The 15,798-nt window shown below is 46.0% G+C and carries 15 protein-coding genes; 10 read left to right on the top strand and 5 right to left on the bottom strand.

The features are described 5' to 3' along the window. Nucleotides 1-27 precede the first annotated feature (27 nt). Genes NBH14_RS03375 through NBH14_RS03365 form a run of 3 tightly spaced genes read right to left on the bottom strand, consistent with a single transcriptional unit; the run spans nucleotide 28 to nucleotide 2,399 of the window. Nucleotides 28-1,599, bottom strand: a complete 1,572-nt coding sequence (locus NBH14_RS03375; protein ID WP_004291455.1) for a DUF3945 domain-containing protein — start codon at nucleotides 1,597-1,599, stop codon at nucleotides 28-30. 20 nt (nucleotides 1,600-1,619) lie between these two features. After that, a complete protein-coding gene (locus NBH14_RS03370; RefSeq protein ID WP_004291454.1) occupies nucleotides 1,620-1,970 on the bottom strand; it encodes a helix-turn-helix domain-containing protein in 351 nt (116 codons plus the stop codon). Nucleotides 1,971-1,973: 3 nt separating this feature from the next. Beyond that, nucleotides 1,974-2,399, bottom strand: coding sequence for a helix-turn-helix domain-containing protein (locus NBH14_RS03365; protein WP_004291432.1), 426 nt, complete (start codon nucleotides 2,397-2,399; stop codon nucleotides 1,974-1,976). A gap of 138 nt (nucleotides 2,400-2,537) precedes the next feature. Here NBH14_RS03365 and NBH14_RS03360 point away from each other — a divergent pair, with 138 nt between their 5' ends. Then, a complete protein-coding gene (locus NBH14_RS03360) occupies nucleotides 2,538-2,837 on the top strand; it encodes a helix-turn-helix domain-containing protein (protein ID WP_004291426.1) in 300 nt (99 codons plus the stop codon). 31 nt (nucleotides 2,838-2,868) lie between these two features. After that, on the top strand, nucleotides 2,869-3,174 hold the full coding sequence (locus NBH14_RS03355) for a helix-turn-helix domain-containing protein (protein ID WP_004291424.1): 306 nt from the start codon (nucleotides 2,869-2,871) through the stop codon (nucleotides 3,172-3,174). 77 nt (nucleotides 3,175-3,251) lie between these two features. Here NBH14_RS03355 and NBH14_RS03350 read toward each other — a convergent pair whose 3' ends face one another. Continuing rightward, nucleotides 3,252-3,614 carry a hypothetical protein gene (locus tag NBH14_RS03350; RefSeq protein ID WP_004291423.1) on the bottom strand — a complete coding sequence of 121 codons (363 nt, stop codon included), beginning with the start codon at nucleotides 3,612-3,614 and terminating at the stop codon, nucleotides 3,252-3,254. Nucleotides 3,615-3,625: 11 nt separating this feature from the next. Continuing rightward, nucleotides 3,626-4,861 carry a site-specific integrase gene (locus NBH14_RS03345; RefSeq protein ID WP_004291422.1) on the bottom strand — a complete coding sequence of 412 codons (1,236 nt, stop codon included), beginning with the start codon at nucleotides 4,859-4,861 and terminating at the stop codon, nucleotides 3,626-3,628. Between the two features lie 347 nt (nucleotides 4,862-5,208). Here NBH14_RS03345 and NBH14_RS03340 point away from each other — a divergent pair, with 347 nt between their 5' ends. The 8 genes from NBH14_RS03340 to NBH14_RS03305 all read left to right on the top strand — a co-directional run bounded on the left by NBH14_RS03340 (nucleotide 5,209) and on the right by NBH14_RS03305 (nucleotide 15,796). Next, complete coding sequence (locus NBH14_RS03340) at nucleotides 5,209-6,138, top strand: DUF5106 domain-containing protein (protein WP_128134950.1); 930 nt, start codon at nucleotides 5,209-5,211, stop codon at nucleotides 6,136-6,138. A 21-nt stretch (nucleotides 6,139-6,159) separates the two neighbouring features. Then, nucleotides 6,160-6,954 carry a M48 family metallopeptidase gene (locus tag NBH14_RS03335; RefSeq protein WP_128134949.1) on the top strand — a complete coding sequence of 265 codons (795 nt, stop codon included), beginning with the start codon at nucleotides 6,160-6,162 and terminating at the stop codon, nucleotides 6,952-6,954. A 272-nt stretch (nucleotides 6,955-7,226) separates the two neighbouring features. Continuing rightward, nucleotides 7,227-7,865: a bifunctional nuclease family protein gene (locus NBH14_RS03330; protein ID WP_186958764.1), complete on the top strand. Its 639-nt coding sequence runs from the start codon at nucleotides 7,227-7,229 to the stop codon at nucleotides 7,863-7,865. Then, nucleotides 7,862-9,178 (top strand): NupC/NupG family nucleoside CNT transporter, encoded by a 1,317-nt coding sequence (locus NBH14_RS03325; RefSeq protein ID WP_128134948.1) that lies wholly within the window; start codon nucleotides 7,862-7,864, stop codon nucleotides 9,176-9,178. The genes NBH14_RS03330 and NBH14_RS03325 overlap by 4 nt, the downstream gene beginning before the upstream one ends. Nucleotides 9,179-9,209: 31 nt before the next feature. Continuing rightward, the gene (locus NBH14_RS03320) at nucleotides 9,210-9,908 is read left to right on the top strand and encodes a 16S rRNA (uracil(1498)-N(3))-methyltransferase (RefSeq protein ID WP_250817135.1); all 699 of its coding nucleotides are present in this window, start codon (nucleotides 9,210-9,212) and stop codon (nucleotides 9,906-9,908) included. 278 nt (nucleotides 9,909-10,186) lie between these two features. After that, nucleotides 10,187-11,071, top strand: a complete 885-nt coding sequence (locus NBH14_RS03315) for an AraC family transcriptional regulator (RefSeq protein ID WP_010800151.1) — start codon at nucleotides 10,187-10,189, stop codon at nucleotides 11,069-11,071. 235 nt (nucleotides 11,072-11,306) lie between these two features. Further along, entirely contained in the window at nucleotides 11,307-12,536 is a 1,230-nt protein-coding gene (locus tag NBH14_RS03310) for a cellulase-like family protein (protein ID WP_233567021.1), read from the top strand. Between the two features lie 113 nt (nucleotides 12,537-12,649). Further along, nucleotides 12,650-15,796 carry a SusC/RagA family TonB-linked outer membrane protein gene (locus NBH14_RS03305; RefSeq protein ID WP_186958766.1) on the top strand — a complete coding sequence of 1,049 codons (3,147 nt, stop codon included), beginning with the start codon at nucleotides 12,650-12,652 and terminating at the stop codon, nucleotides 15,794-15,796. Nucleotides 15,797-15,798 lie beyond the last annotated feature (2 nt).

The raw sequence follows: 15,798 nt of genomic DNA, 5'->3' as shown, positions 1-15,798 counted from the left end.
ATTTTGGATTCAGTGGCGGACACGGGATTACATTTTCATGCCCTTGCCCGTTTTCTTCTGCGGCTTCTCCTGCTGCTGTTGCTGGCGGGCGTCCTTCGGGTTGGTCTGACCTTTCTGCAACGGCTCTCTCAGATTCTTTGTAGCCTCGTTGGTCTTGCCATCGTTGTTCACCGCCACCTGCGTGCGGCTCTCGTTGGACGGAGCAACCTGCTGTGCATTGTCAGGGTTCGTGTCGTAGCGGTACGGGCGTCCCTTCTCCGGGTTGAACTTGATATACATCGTGGCATGGAAGCCCTGCTTGTCGGTCACGTTCTCCAGCTTCACGGCTTTACCCGCCACATAGTCGGCTTTCTGCTGGTCGGTGAAGCTCACGCCGCTCCATTTGCTGATGGGGCGGATGCTGCCGTCCTCGTTCGTCCACGTGTTGCGGCGTTGCTCCTTCTTGGTCTGTGCGGCATTTTCCCCGCCCTGCGCCTGACTTTTCGATGTGTCGCCTTTGGTTTCCTGTGTCTGTGCGGTACGGGGCGACTTGCCGGTTCCCGGCACGAACTCCACGCCGCGCTGCTCCACGTTCACTTGCAGGGTGGTGACGAACTTTCTGCCGTCGTTGCGCTCGATGAGCTTGTCGCGTACGGGCAGTCCGGCGCGGAGCATGTCCCGCTCCTGCGTGGTGATTTCCGTCTTGCCGATGCGCTCCGGGATGCGCACCCTGCTTGCCGGAATGTCCGTGATTTCATTCGTCTTGCGGTCGATGCTGATGTAGGAGGGGATGATCTCGCCCGTTTCCCTGTCCACAATGTCCACGACCCTACCGAGATTGCCCGTTTCGCGGAGGTTCTTCCGGTCATTGTCGGAGAATTTGTGTTCCTTGTACTCATCCAGCTTCTGCTCCTTGCGGATGAAGTGCGGCACGAGGCTGATGTTTCCCTCACCGTCCTTCTTGAAGGAGAGGCGGGCGTCCAGCTCGAATGATTCGCCGCCGAAGGTCGGTTTGACCTTTACCAAGTCGGACTTGCCATAGTTGAGCATCTTCGTAAGGTCGCCGGACTTTTCAAGGTTGTCCCGCTTTACGCCCCATCTGTCCTCCAGCTCCTGCCAGTTGATTTTACTCTCGTCGATGGGCTGGTAGCCACGTTTGCCCTGCATCTGTTCGGATTTGTCCTGTTGCTGTTCTTTCCGTTGTTCCATGTTCTCCTGTTTTTGAGGTTCTTGTTTCTCTGTCTGTTGTGCTGCCATCTCTTCCTGCACCTTCTTCTCATAGTCGGAGGTGTCCACCTTGTGAGGGGCGAGCAGCTCCTTGTTCGCTTCGGGGTCTTTCAGCAGTTGCTTCATCACCTCTAAGAGATTTTCAGCTTGGTCTGCCGCAATGCGGTAGAAACCGAAGCGGCTGGGTTCCTTGCACTGCCGGAAGAAGTTCTTGAAGAAGTTGTCCAGCACGTCGCCATGTCGGTCGAATTGCAGGAAACTCTGCGCGTTCTCCGCTTTTGCGGGGGTGCGCTTGGGTGTGCCGTCCGCGTTCAGCCCGGCTACCACGCTGATCTCGCCTGTCTTCTCGTCACGGACTACCAGCACGTCCTTTTCGTCTTTTTTCTTTGCCATCTGAAAAATGTTTTAATGGGTTATTTATGAAAGAAATTATGGATACGAGCCTTGTAGAAGGCTATATCTTCCTTTTTGAAGTCCTTGATATGGTTGGAAAGGAATGTCAGCACGTCCTCCTCGCTGTAATAGGTCTTCTTGCCCAGCGTCTTGTAGGGCAATGCGCCTACGCTGCGGTAGCGTTGGAGGGTGCGTTTGCTTATCTGGAGCAACATGCACAAATCCTGATTGTCGAAAAGGCGGATGCTTTCCGTGATAGTGGGCTGTTTCCCCTCAGCCTTCATCGCCAGCAGCAGTTCGTCCTGACGGTCGAGCCGTTCCATCAGCTTCTGCATCCAGCCCTCGAAGTTGTTTCGTGTGAGCAGTTCCATGACCTATGTCCTCCTTCCTTTTGGTTTGCCGCCCGTGCGCAGCGTGTGGTTGTGGAACAGGGTGTCTATTGTCCCTTCCTCGTTCCTTACTGTGTTGTCCTCCAATAGCCGCAGTATCTCGGAAAGGCGGTAGCGGCAGCTTCCGCGTACCACCACATACTCGATACGGTGGTCGGTGCGCATACGCTGCATGGTGCGCTTGCTCACGTTGAGCATCTTCGCCGCCTGTGCCGTGTCAAGCAGCTTGTCTTCGGTTTCCCGCTTCCGTTTCTTCTCGTCCCTTGCCTCGCGGATGTACCCTGCGATGTTCGCAATCTGCGCCATCATCTCCTTGTAGGCGGAACTTTCCATTGTTATCACTTTCATGTTCAGTCCTTTCTTTTTGTTTCTGCGACAAAATTCGGCAATAAACAAAAGGGGCTTTAACAACTCACTACGTGACTCACGTAAGATTTTTGCGGAAGATGGCTCCGTAACCCGGTCAAACGGCGCAACAGGCAGCCTTTCAGCGGAAAACGATACGTCTTGTATGCCGTTTCGTTACCTTTGCGGCAAACTCTAAATGACATGAATATGGAAATAGTATCTATCGAGAAAAAGACTTTCGAGATGATGGTGGCGGCATTCGGCGCACTCTCGGAGAAGGTCGCCGCCCTGAGGCGCAAAAGCGACACGGGGCGCATGGAAAGATGGCTCACGGGCGAGGAGGTCTGCGGGCAGTTGAGAATAAGCCCGCGCACGTTGCAGACGCTGCGTGACAGGCGGCTTATCGGCTACTCGCAGATAAACCGCAGGTTCTATTACAAGCCAGAGGAGGTGAAGCGGCTGATACCGCTTGTCGGCACGCTCTATCCGCACGGCAGATGATTTGATTTATTCACCCACTGAATCCGAAGTTATGATGAACGAGAACAACGATGTTTTTACGATGGAAGACGAGCCGATAGCCTCTGTGGTGCAGGATATGCGCAAAGGCTCGAAATGGCTGTCCGCATTTCTGGAAAGCTACCGTCCTCCGCTGGACGGGGAACGTTACCTGACGGACGGCGAGGTGTCGGAACTGCTCCGTGTGAGCCGGCGCACCTTGCAGGAATACCGCAACAACCGCGTGTTGCCCTTCATACTTTTGGGAGGGAAGGTGCTTTACCCGGAAACGGGGCTGCGCGGGGTACTGGAAGCGAACTACCGCAAGCCGCTGGAGTGAGGCGGTTTCATGAAAAAGTAAACGGGTGACACCTTTTGTGGTGCTACCCGTTTACTTGTCTTATGGGGTATGTGCAATCAGCAATACCCGGCTTTTCCGTTCTGTATGAACATCACGTATGTCTGCCGTTTCTCTTGTGAGAGTGCCTTTCCCACCAGCCATGTGCGGAACAGGTGGGTGTTGTAGGTATTCACCCTGAAAGCGACCGGGATGATGATTTCAAGGGCGTACACGTCCGCGTGCAGCCCGTTTTCAAGCTGCATGTAGCGGCACACCTCGTAGTCGTTCAGCACGTCCGACTTGCGGACGGCTCTGATGGCGGCGTTCACTGCCGGGACGGTCGTATGGAACAATCCGGCTATTTCGGTGGCGGTCATCCACACGTCGTTACCGGTTACGCTGACTGCCTTGTCCTCGATGATGATTGTGTCACGTTTCATGGCTTTTCTTTTTAGATGGTGCAACCTGCAAATTCCTCGACGCCGTTCAATCTTGCGGCAAGGTTCTCCATGTCCTGATTGAGCTTCTCTTTGGTTATCTTTGCGTAAATCTGCGTCGTCTTTATGCTCTTGTGTCCGAGCATGGAGCTGACCGTTTCGATGGGAACACCGTTGGAGAGGAATATCGTCGTGGCTGCCGTGTGGCGGCTCTGATGCCACGTGATATGCTTGGTGATGCCGCAACGCTTGGCGACGGCACGGATACCGGCAAGGCACGTGTTATAATGCGGAACGGGAAATATCCTGCCGTCCCCGCACAGTCCCCGGTATTTGCCGATTATGCGGTTGGCGATGTCGAGCAGGCGGATGTTGGACACCACGCCCGTTTTCTGGCGGTTGATGTTTATCCACTCGTGTTCGTCGAAGTAGGTGCGGATATTCTCTTCCGTAAGGTTGCGCATATCCGCGAACGACAGCCCCGTGAAGGCGCAGAACAGGTAGAGGTCGCGGTACAATTCCTGTTTGGCGTTTTTCAGTTTCCCCTCCATCAGCAGGCGGATCTCATCTTTGGTCAGGAAACTGCGTGTTGTTTCCTCCTTCTTGATTTCATACTCGCGGAACGGGTCGCGCGTCAGCCACTCGTTGTTGATGGCGATGAATACCATCGTCCGTAACGGGCAGACGTACAGCCACACGGTATTGGTGCAGCAGTGCTTGTCCGTGCGCAGGAACATCTCGAAGTCGGAGATGAAAGCCGGGGTAAGCTCTTTTAGGGCGATGTCCTTCACATGGTAGCGGATGTCGAGGAACTCTTGCATGTGCTTGTAAACGGTGCGGTACTTCAGCAGCGTGCCTTTGGCTTTCATGCCTGCCTCCACCTGCTTCTCGTAGTCCTCGTTGTGCTGGCGGAACACCTGCATCAGCGTGTGGTAGCGGTGTTCCAGTCCGAGAAAGGCGTTCTTCACCTTCTCCGCCGTGACGAAGTTGTCACGCTCCATGATTTCCTGATAATGCCTGTTGATGCGTACCCGCATCTTGTCAAGCATACGGTTCGTTTCGAGTGCCGCCGTGCTTCTGCCCGTGACACGTCCACCTTTGGTGTCCCACAGTTTCGGATCGACAGTCAGTTTGCAGCTGAACTGTGTCTGGCTGCCGTCCACCGTGATGCGTCCCATGACGGGAACTGTCCCGTCCTTTTTCACTACCTGACGCTTGAGGTAGTAGATTACTGAAAATGTACTCTTCATTGTCCTTAATTTTTGGGTTTCAAAATTAGTTGGTGAAGAGTCCGGTGTTGGTACGCAAAACGGGGAGGAACGGCGCAATCTTTTTCCGTAACCTGATTTTTCGCATGAGTTATGGATAACTCACTATTCCTTAGAGCCTTGTTTCGCTATTCGTACCCGTTTGTCGCATTTTCGGGCATGGTTACGAACAAGTAACGTAGCGGCGTCAGGATTTGGCTTCGGCAGGGATTGTAATGGCTTCACGGATTATCGCCACTTCAACCAAAACCCTTGTAACTCAATTCTATCACTATATCTTTCCGCATTTCACTTTTTTGTAGTAACTTTGCACTATAAAACATAAAAATATGATAGTCAGAATACTTTGCTTGCTGGCATTTGCGTTGATTTTTAATTCATGTCACGGTCAGCAGACTGCAAAAACAGAGAAAGAGGATACAACGCCGAGAACCTTTGAAATGGTTGCCGTCCCCAGTATGATTACCGATCCGGGCGAACGTGCCAAATATCTGGTCCAGCATTATTGGGATAAATTTGATTTTACCGATACGGCGTATATCCATCTGCCGGATATCACGGAACAGGCATTTACCAACTATATCGACCTGATGAAATATGTGACTCCGGAAGTTGCGACCTCTTCCATCAAAGGTATGATGCACAAGGCTACGGCTGATAGCAGCTTCTTTGCTCATATGGCCGGTCTGTATGAAAAGTATCTTTATGATCCTAACTCTCCGATGCGCGATGAATCTTTGTATATCCCTGTACTCGAATCCGTTCTGGCCGCACCGGTCCTCGATGAAGTAAACAAAATCCGTCCTGCCCATTTATTGGAACTGGCATTGAAGAACAGGGTAGGTGAGCCGGCAACCGACTTTACTTATACCTTGGCCGATGGAAAAACCGGTACATTATATAATGTAAAGGCTGATTATCTTTTGTTATTCTTCTACAATCCGGATTGCCATGCCTGTAAAGAAATTACGGAACAATTGTCGGGTGATCCGTTGATCGGCCGGATGATGTCTGATAAGAAACTAAAGATTCTGGCTGTCTATCCCGATGAGGACCTGGAAGCCTGGCGGAAACATATCCCTGATGTGCCGGCAACCTGGATAAACTCCCATGATAATACGGTAAGCCTTAAAAATGATGAGATATACGATCTGAAAGCAATTCCAACCCTTTACCTGTTGGATAAAACGAAAAAAGTTATACTAAAAGATGTCACATTTAACCAGTTGATGGAATTTATACAAATGCAAACGAACTAAGTATGTAAATAAAATTTGAGTATGAGAACAACGTTATTATCAGTGATTTTTCTGGCTGGTGTCAGCCTGACTGCTTCTGCGCAGTTTAAAATCGGAGGGAAAACAATTAACACCAAGAAAGTGGTTAGTGCCGCTACCGATGTTGCCAAAGCTGTCACACTTAGTGATGCCGATATAGTGGCTATGAGCCGTGAATATATCGAATGGATGGATACCCATAATGAAGTGGCTGGTCCCGATACGGAAATGGGGCAGCGTCTGGAACGTCTGACAAAGGATATCAAAGTAGACGGACTGGATCTGAATTTTAAGGTATACAATGTTATCGACGTAAATGCTTTTGCCTGTGGTGACGGTAGTGTCCGTGTTTGCGGCGGATTGATGAAAGTGATGGACGACAATGAAGTAATGGCTGTTATCGGACATGAAATCGGTCATGTGCTCCATTCCGATTCGAAAGATGCCATGAAGAACGCTTATCTGACTTCGGCTGCAAAAAATGCCGCAGGAGCAACCAGTGATGTCGTAGCTAAATTATCGGATTCCCAGTTAGGTGATCTGGCAACAGCATTGGCCGGTGCCCAATATTCTCAAAAACAGGAAAATGAAGCAGACGATTACGGCTTTGAGTTTAGTGTAGCTAATGGTCTTGATCCGTACAGCATGCATAATTCATTGAATAAACTGATGAGTTTGAGTGAAGAGGCACCGAAATCATCCAAATTTCGCCAGATGTTTTCAAGCCATCCCGAAACAGCTAAACGTGTTGAACGGATGAAGGAGAAAGCGGATGAATATATGAAAGATAAGAATTGATTGTTAATATACCTTGCCAAATAAGGTATTCTACTAAAATATTGCTAAAACAAGTATGATTTGTGCTATAAAACTATGCTGAATAACATAAAGCACTTATATTTGCACTGTGTTTTTCATGGTATTAGATTTAAGGTTAGCAATGAAGATTGGTTGTCGGGATGACAACCTTTTCTTTTTTATAGACTTTACCGATCATCATTTGTCCACTTTCCCTCTTTTAATTCCGAAATAATATTACTTTTGTATCAGTACTATAAAATTTATGTGGTGTGGATACAAAAATAAAATTACGGGTTCAAGGGCTGACTAATAGCCAGATTCAGTCGGGAGCGTATGCCCTGATACTGGCGGAAGAAAACGGAGCCCGTCGTATACCTATTATAGTAGGGACATCGGAAGCACAATCCATTGCTATTGCATTAGAACATATTACGCCTCCCAGGCCTCTTACTCATGATTTATTTATGACTTTTGCCCAGGCTTTCGGCATTCAGCTACGGGAGGTTTTCATTTATAAGTTCGAAGACGGGGTTTTCTATTCCGAGCTGTTGTTCGATGATGGCATAACTCAGGTACGCCTCGATTCACGGACATCGGATGCCATTGCAATTGCTCTTCGGGTGAAATGCGACATCTATACAACAGAACATATCGTTTCAGAATGCGGAGTCGTGCTGGAAGAATCCTCGATGCCGGATGAAATGGATGACAACGATTATGCTTTGCTGGACAAAGAGCCTGAAGATATAGAAGATGAGGCGGAATTGAAGAAATGGCTTTCTCTTCTGGATGAAGAAGAACTGAGCGAACGGATGGAAGAAGCCGTAGCTGATGAGAACTATGAATATGCAAAGATGTACAAAGATGAGATCCGTCGTCGTGAAGAAGAGGAGGGCAGTGCCAAATGATAGACCAACAGAGCGGGATTAGTCTGGAGTCCCTTTTACGTGGAATACTGGGGATCGTGACAGTTCTGGCTGTTGCATATGCCTTGAGTTATGACCGGAAACGTATCGACTGGAAGTTGATAGGAGGCGGATTGATCATGCAGCTCATATTTGCCCTGGCAGTTCTTTATGTACCGTTCGTGGGAACAGCTTTGGAATGGATGGGGAAGGCGTTTATTAAACTGATGGACTTTACCCAGGCGGGAGTTGGCTTTTTATTAGGACCGTATGCAACCAAAAGTAATGGGTTTATATTCCTGATCCATTCATTACCGGTTGTCATTTTCTTTTCAGCATTGGTTTCCCTCTTTTACTATTGGGGAATTATCCAGCGTGTTGTGGGAGCTTTTTCCTGGTTGCTACGAAAGTTTATGAATATATCGGGTGCGGAAGGATTAGTTACCTCCGGAAATATATTTATGGGAATGACTGAATCTCCCGTACTTATTAAGAATTATTTGCCGGCGATGAATAAGTCGGAAATCTTCCTGGTTATGGTGTCCGGAATGGGGACTATCGCCGGAACGGTTATGGCAACTTATATCGGTATGTTATCGGGGGGTGACCCTGTAGCCAGGGTGTTGTTTGCCAAGCATCTGATTTCGGCGTCGTTGATGGCTGCACCCGGCTCGATCGTTTTGGCAAAGATGCTTTGTCCGCAGACGGAAGTTGCTGTTGATCAGGCTGCCACTCTGGAAAAAGGAAGTTCTCATCCGACGGCTTTGGATGCGTTGGCTGCCGGAACATCTACCGGTATCCGCCTGATGGTCAATATAGCTGCAATGCTTTTGGTATTCATTGCGCTGGTAGCTTTGGCGAATTATCTTCTGGAAGGACTGCTGGGCCGTTATACCGGTTTGAATGAATGGATTGTTTCGGTGACTGACGGTAAAGCGCAGGGATTGACGTTCCAGTTTATTCTTGGAGTTATCCTGGCTCCTTTTATGTGGCTGATCGGTATTCCGTCACCGGATATTATGCTTGTCGGTTCTTTGCTGGGACAGAAGACGATCCTGAATGAATTTGTGGCTTATTTCCAGTTGCAGGAGTGGAAAGATGCCGGGATGTTCATGTATCAAAAGTCGATTTTAATGTCTACCTATATATTATGTGGTTTTGCCAATATCTCGTCTATCGGGATTCTGTTAGGCGGAATGGGAGTACTGGCTCCGGAGAAGAAGGAAATGATAACCCGTTTCGGTTTTCCGGCCATGATTGCCGGTGCTTTGGTTTCTGTGCTGTCGGCTACGATTATAGGGATGATACTCGGGTAATTGAAAATTATAAATTGAAAATTAAAGAGACGTGCAGATATTTTATACGCCGGATATTGCAGTGAATCCGGAACTGCCGGAAGAGGAGGCAGGTCACTGTATTCGTGTACTTCGTCTGACCGAAGGCGATGAAATTTTACTGACTGATGGTAAAGGTACTTTTTATAAGGCGGCTATCAGTCGTGCCCATCATAAACATTGCGAAGTGTCCATTCTGGAGAGTTGGCAGCAACCGGCTTTATGGAACTTCCGCCTTCATATCGCAGTTGCTCCGACAAAAAATATGGATCGGATGGAATGGTTTGCAGAGAAAGCGACCGAGATCGGTATTGATGCCATTACCTGCCTGAATTGTCGTTTCTCAGAACGGCGGGAGATAAAACCAGCCCGTCTGGAAAAGATCCTGATCAGTGCCATGAAGCAGTCGCAAAAGGCGACACTACCCCAGCTGGAAGGAATGACTGATTTCAAATCATTTGTCAGCCAACCTTTTGACGGTCGTAAGTTTATCGCTCATTGTGAGGATGGAGATAAAACATTATTAAAACAAACGTATCGCCCAGGTGAAAACGTTTTAGTGCTGATCGGCCCTGAAGGAGACTTTAGCCCTGAAGAGATAGAACTGGCTCTAAAAAAGGGATTTGAACCTATCTCGTTGGGAGATAGCCGACTTCGCACAGAAACAGCAGCGTTGGTGGCTTGCCATACGATTCATGTACTGAATCAGTAAAGATTAAATATCATAGAAAAAAGGATATGTTAACCGAAGAAATACCTTTGGTTCGTATCCTTTTTTTATTTTTCTTTGAACCATACTTTAATACTTCAATGGAAAAGGAGGAGAGATATTGAAGGTTATGTTATATTAACATCCCATTTTATGTTAATGGTAAAATACCATAATTTCCTGCGAATATCAAATAAATATTAATATAAGCTCGATTGTATATTTGTGCAAGAGGCATAAGTATGTATTAGCTAACCATCTTCTTTATTAAATAAAACATTATGATACCACTTTATCAGGAATTACCATTTACGAGCAATAGCTATATAAACTTCTATAAAGAAGATTTGCCACATTTTATTGTTCCGTGGCATTATCATCCCGAAATAGAAATTATGTATATATTGGAAGGTACCGGAACACGTTTTGTCGGGGACCATATTGACAGATACCAGGAAGGTGATGTTTGTATGGTAGGACCGAAGTTACCCCATGAATGGCGGAATGATGATGAATTCTTTAAACAAGGTGCCGGACTGAAGGCGTCTTGCCTTTGTTTGTTCTTTCTAAAAGATATTTTTGAAGAAAATCTGATCCGCCTACCGGAAATGAACAATATTCGTCAGTTGATAGAACGTTCCAGGCGCGGCATTAAGTTTATGGGAAAATCCAGAGATACGATCGGTTCTTTCATCCAACGTTCGGTGAATGATACCGGGGCTGCCCGTATTACCAACTTTATCTCGTTACTGGAAATGATGGCGACGACAGACGAATATGAGTTGCTGGCAAGTGTCGGATTCACGGAATCTGTCAATTCTTCGGATTTTGAAAGATTCGATAAAGTATACCAGTATATGATGAAGAATTTTACAAAACCGATAAAACTGGAAGAAGTCGCTTCACTGGTTGGTTTGACGCCTAATGCTTTCTGCCGTTATTTCAGGGGACGTACCAAAAAGACATTTGTACAGTACTTGAATGATATACGTATCGGGCATGCTAAAAAGCTATTGATAGAAGGACGTATGAAGATTTCGACGTTAAGTATGGAGGCTGGTTTTAATAATTTGTCAAACTTTATTGAGCAGTTTAAACGCTCCACACAGATGTCACCGTCAGAATATCAGAAAAAGTTCGGAGTAAAAAACCGGAAAGTTATCTGATTTCAAAATTATGGTAAAATACCAGCATTATGCGCAAAAATAAAGAAAAGAAGTAGGATTAACTGACTATATCTTTGCCATATAGAAATCCGAGATATAGTTAACAGTTATAATTCTAATAATAGAAAGCCTATGGATACACAAGCATTTGAATAAAGAGTTTTATAGTGTAAATGCAAATTATCCCGTTTAAGTAATGAATATGGACAGAAGGAATTTTATAAAACAAACTACTATGGCAACTTTGGGTAGCCTTGCCTCTTTTGATCTGTTTGGAACTTCTTCTTTTAATGAGGTAGTTCCGGAAATGAATAAGAGAAAGATATTGCCCCGTGCAATTACCATGTGGGACTTTTCCTGGTTGGAACGTCGTTGGCCGGGAGCCGGTTACGAAGACTGGGATAAGGTGTTGGATGAATTGCTCGAACGTGGTTATAATGCGATACGTATTGATGCTTATCCGCATCTGGTTGCAGAGAATCCGACCGGGAAATGGATGTTGAATGAAGTCTGGAACCAGCAGGTTTGGGGAAGTCCGGATTTAAATGAAGTACAGGTCCAGCCTGCTTTGAATGAGTTTCTTACAAAATGTCGGGAACGCGATATCAAGGTAGGACTTTCTTCCTGGTATCGTCAGGACGTAGATGATACCAGGATGAAGATAACAACCCCGGACAAGATGGCTGATTGCTGGATATCAACTCTTAAATCGATAGAAGCGGACGGGCTGTTGGATACTGTATTATTTGTGGATCTGTGTAATGAATGGCCGGGAAATTTGTGGGCTCCTTTCTTTTCATCCCAATATCCGCATGTTGTATGGGGACAATGGTATAAGGAAGAGTCGCTTCAGTGGATGAAACATGCTTTGAATCGGATGAGGAAAGAATATCCGGATATGCCTTTCCTCTTTTCCTTTGATTATGGGGATGTTCAGAAATATGAGGAAGTAGACACTTCTTTCCTGGATTTGTATGAGCATCATATATGGATGGTTCATCAGAATAACAGCGAGTTTTATAAGATCGTGGATTATAAGGATGGACAGTTTTCTCCCGAAGCCTATAAGAAAGTGGTGAGATCTGCTGAAAAGCTTTACCGGGAGAAACCATTGTACTGGCAGAAGTTGCTGACCGATAAAATAGAACTGACAGGGAAAATCGCAAGAAAAACAGGACGGCCTCTTATTACTACAGAATGCTGGGGGATTGTAGATTATAAAGACTGGCCTCTGCTGAACTGGGATTGGGTGAAAGAACTTTGTGCTTTAGGAACAGTAGCGGCTGCTCAAACGGGGATGTGGGCAGGAATAGCTACGAGTAATTTTTGCGGACCGCAGTTTGCCGGTATGTGGAGAGATGTAAAATGGCATCAGGAATTGACCGCAATAATCAGGTCGGCTGTGTTGGATGAATCTATTGTCATGAATAATGAAATAGCTGCTAAATTATTGAGACGGCTTTAAGTTTCAGTTATCAAAAAGTCTCATGTTAAAATTTATATAAGCGAGAACATATTGTTCCCGCCAGGGGAATTACATTAAAAAAATAGTGATTAATCAATTAAATCAATTCTTTTATGGAAAAGAAAAATAGAAGTTTTTATCTGGTTTTCATTTCCGTTTTCCTGCTTTTAGGAAACCTGCAGGCAGAAGCTCAAACGGGAAGGACTATTTCCGGAATTGTTGTATCGGAGGTCGGTAATGAACCTCTGATAGGTGTAAACGTTGTTCAGAAAGGGACTACAAACGGTGCAGTTACGGACCTGGACGGACGATTTACCTTGACTGTTCCGGACGGAAGTATTTTACAAATTACGTATATCGGTTATCAGGAACAGTTATTGACCGTCAGGCCAAACATTGCAATCTATCAGGTTACTTTAAAAGAAGATTCGCAGGCTTTGGATGAAGTTGTTGTGGTGGGCTATGGCATTCAGAAGAAAAAACTGGTAACAGGTGCGACTGTACAGGTGAAGGGAGACGATATTCAGAAGCTGAACACGGTGAGCGCTTTGGGAGCTTTGCAAAGTCAGACTCCTGGGGTGAACATTACCCAATCATCCGGTATGCCGGGCGAAGGTTTCAATGTGACGATACGTGGTTTGGGTACAACCGGTTCTTCGGGACCTTTATACATTATAGACGGGGTTACCGGTGCGGATATCAATAATCTGAATCCTGCCGATATCGAATCTATTGATGTGCTGAAAGATGCGGCATCAGCTGCTATCTACGGATCACGTGCTGCGAATGGTGTTGTATTGGTGACGACAAAACAGGGGCGTGCCGGAAAAGCGACCATATCTTATGACGGATATTTTGGTGTGCAGAATGTATATAAAATGGTTCCGACACTGAATGCACAGGAATATGCGATGATACAGAATGAAGGTCGTTTAATGGATGGCCTGCCTGCTTATGATTTTAGTTCGATGGTACCCAACTGGGAAAGTTATGCCAATGGAACGAACAAAGGGACGAACTGGTTGGATGAAATGAGGAATGAGAATGCCCCGGTCCAGAATCATGCTCTGAATATTACCGGAGGAAGCGAACAGTCCGTTTATTCTATCGGTATTTCCTATACTTCACAGGAAGGTATTCTGGGTAAACCTGTACAGCCCAAGTATGATCGTTATACATTTCGTCTGAATACCGAGCATACCTTATTAAAAAATAAGGACTTTGATATCATTAAGTTTGGAGAAAATCTTACATATTCTTATACTGAAAAATCGGGAATCTCTATCGGCAACCAGTATCAGAATGATATCAATGGTGCGTTGAAGGCCAATCCGTTCCTTCCTATGTATGACGAAGACGGGAATTATCATTATGCACTGGATTGGGATCCTACCGGTGAAAACCCGGTTGCCCTGATGGATTATGCACATGGTCAGAACCTGACAAAGAAACATAACATTAAAGCGAATGCCTATGTGACTTTACAGCCGATCAAAAACCTGAAGATCAGGAGCAGCTTCGGTTTGACAATGGAAGCTAATTCCTATCGCAGTTTTAAACCGGTTTATGAGTTGGCTTCGAATGTGTATAATAAAGAAAATGAGGTGACTCAACGTATGTTTATCAATTCCGGATGGCTTTGGGAAAATACGGTAAGTTATGATTTCAAAATCAATAATAATCATAATTTCAGCGCCTTGATTGGTCAGTCTATGGAACGGAGTGGTTTAGGTGACAATTTATCGGCTAGCAATGTCAACTCGATTTTTGATGACTTCGATCATGCCTATCTGGATAATACAACCGTTATCTATGCCGATAAAACGACAGTCGGTGGTTCTCCTTATATGAAAAATGGGATCTTACAGAAAAGAGGGATCGCTTCTTTCTTCGGCCGTATCAATTATGATTATAAGGAAACTTATTTGTTGACCCTGGTCATGCGTGCCGATGGTTCATCGAATTTTGCCAAAGGAAATCGCTGGGGTTATTTCCCTTCAGTTTCTGCCGGTTGGGTGATGAGTAACGAAGCATTTATGGAGCCGACGAGAAATTATCTCGATTTCCTTAAAATCCGTGCCAGCTGGGGACAAAACGGTAATCAGGATATCGATCCGTTCCAGTATCTGGCAACGATCTCGTCCCTGAAGTCCAATTATTTCTTCGGACCGGACAAGCAAACTATTTCTTCCGGGGCTTATCCCGATATTTTACCTAATAAGGATGTAACGTGGGAAACTTCCGAACAGCTGGATTTAGGTCTGGATGCCCGTTTCCTGGGTAGCCGTCTGGGACTTTCATTCGACTATTATATAAAGACAACCAAAGATTGGTTGGTACAGGCTCCTATTCTGGATTCCTACGGTACGAACGCTCCTTATATCAATGGCGGTGATGTTCGGAATAAAGGTATTGAACTGGCTTTGAACTGGAATGACCATGTTGGAGATTTTACTTACGGGGTAAACCTGAATTTGTCGCATAATAAGAATGAAGTAACCCGTATTGCCAACTCCGAAGGAATTATTCACGGAAGTCCGAATATTCTGAGTGAAGGTACAACGGAAATGTACCGGGCACAGGAAGGATACCCGATCGGTTATTTCTATGGATATAAAACGTTGGGTGTTTTCCAGAGTGAAAAGCAGATTGCAGAATATACAGGAGCAAAATTGTCAGATACAGCTCCCGGTGACTTGATTTTTGCAGATACGAACAAGGACGGTGTGATTGATGATAAAGATAAATGTATGATCGGTAACCCGCATCCGGATGTTACAATGGGATTGACACTGAACTTCGGATATAAAGGATTTGACCTGGGGATAACGACAAATGCTGTATTCGGTAACCAGATCGCCAAGTCGTACCGGTCGTTTACAGACCAGCCGAAAGAAAACTATACAACAGACATTTTGGGCCGCTGGCATGGTGAAGGCACTTCCAACCGCTTGCCTCGTGTTGCATCCGGGACGAATGTAAACTGGCTGTACATATCGGATATATTCATTGAAGACGGGGATTATTTCCGTATCCAGAATGTGACTTTAGGATATGACTTTAAGAAACTATTCCCCCGTATGCCGTTAGGTCAGGCCCGGTTGTATGTGACAGCTCAGAATCTGGCAACCTTTACCAAATATTCAGGAATGGATCCGGAAATCGGATATGGTGCTGATAAGAGTTGGGTGTCCGGTATCGATGTCGGCTTTTATCCAAGTCCGAGAACATATATGATAGGTGTTAATTTAAAATTCTAATC

It is taken from the genome of Parabacteroides caecihominis (assembly GCF_023656785.1).
Lineage (GTDB): Bacteria > Bacteroidota > Bacteroidia > Bacteroidales > Tannerellaceae > Parabacteroides > Parabacteroides segnis.
The sequence above is the reverse complement of the archived record's forward strand: the minus strand, read 5'-3'. Positions and strand labels throughout refer to the sequence as shown.

Bases quoted from the DNA above. Each gene is read 5' to 3' on its own strand.
- NBH14_RS03315 (WP_010800151.1), top strand. From the start codon at position 10,187: ATGATACCACTTTATCAGGAATTACCATTTACGAGCAATAGCTATATA.
- NBH14_RS03335 (WP_128134949.1), top strand. From the start codon at position 6,160: ATGAGAACAACGTTATTATCAGTGATTTTTCTGGCTGGTGTCAGCCTG.
- NBH14_RS03305 (WP_186958766.1), top strand. From the start codon at position 12,650: ATGGAAAAGAAAAATAGAAGTTTTTATCTGGTTTTCATTTCCGTTTTC.
- NBH14_RS03370 (WP_004291454.1), bottom strand. From the start codon at position 1,970: ATGGAACTGCTCACACGAAACAACTTCGAGGGCTGGATGCAGAAGCTG.
- NBH14_RS03325 (WP_128134948.1), top strand. From the start codon at position 7,862: ATGATAGACCAACAGAGCGGGATTAGTCTGGAGTCCCTTTTACGTGGA.
- NBH14_RS03355 (WP_004291424.1), top strand. From the start codon at position 2,869: ATGATGAACGAGAACAACGATGTTTTTACGATGGAAGACGAGCCGATA.
- NBH14_RS03340 (WP_128134950.1), top strand. From the start codon at position 5,209: ATGATAGTCAGAATACTTTGCTTGCTGGCATTTGCGTTGATTTTTAAT.
- NBH14_RS03375 (WP_004291455.1), bottom strand. From the start codon at position 1,599: ATGGCAAAGAAAAAAGACGAAAAGGACGTGCTGGTAGTCCGTGACGAG.
- NBH14_RS03350 (WP_004291423.1), bottom strand. From the start codon at position 3,614: ATGAAACGTGACACAATCATCATCGAGGACAAGGCAGTCAGCGTAACC.
- NBH14_RS03360 (WP_004291426.1), top strand. From the start codon at position 2,538: ATGAATATGGAAATAGTATCTATCGAGAAAAAGACTTTCGAGATGATG.
- NBH14_RS03345 (WP_004291422.1), bottom strand. From the start codon at position 4,861: ATGAAGAGTACATTTTCAGTAATCTACTACCTCAAGCGTCAGGTAGTG.
- NBH14_RS03310 (WP_233567021.1), top strand. From the start codon at position 11,307: ATGGCAACTTTGGGTAGCCTTGCCTCTTTTGATCTGTTTGGAACTTCT.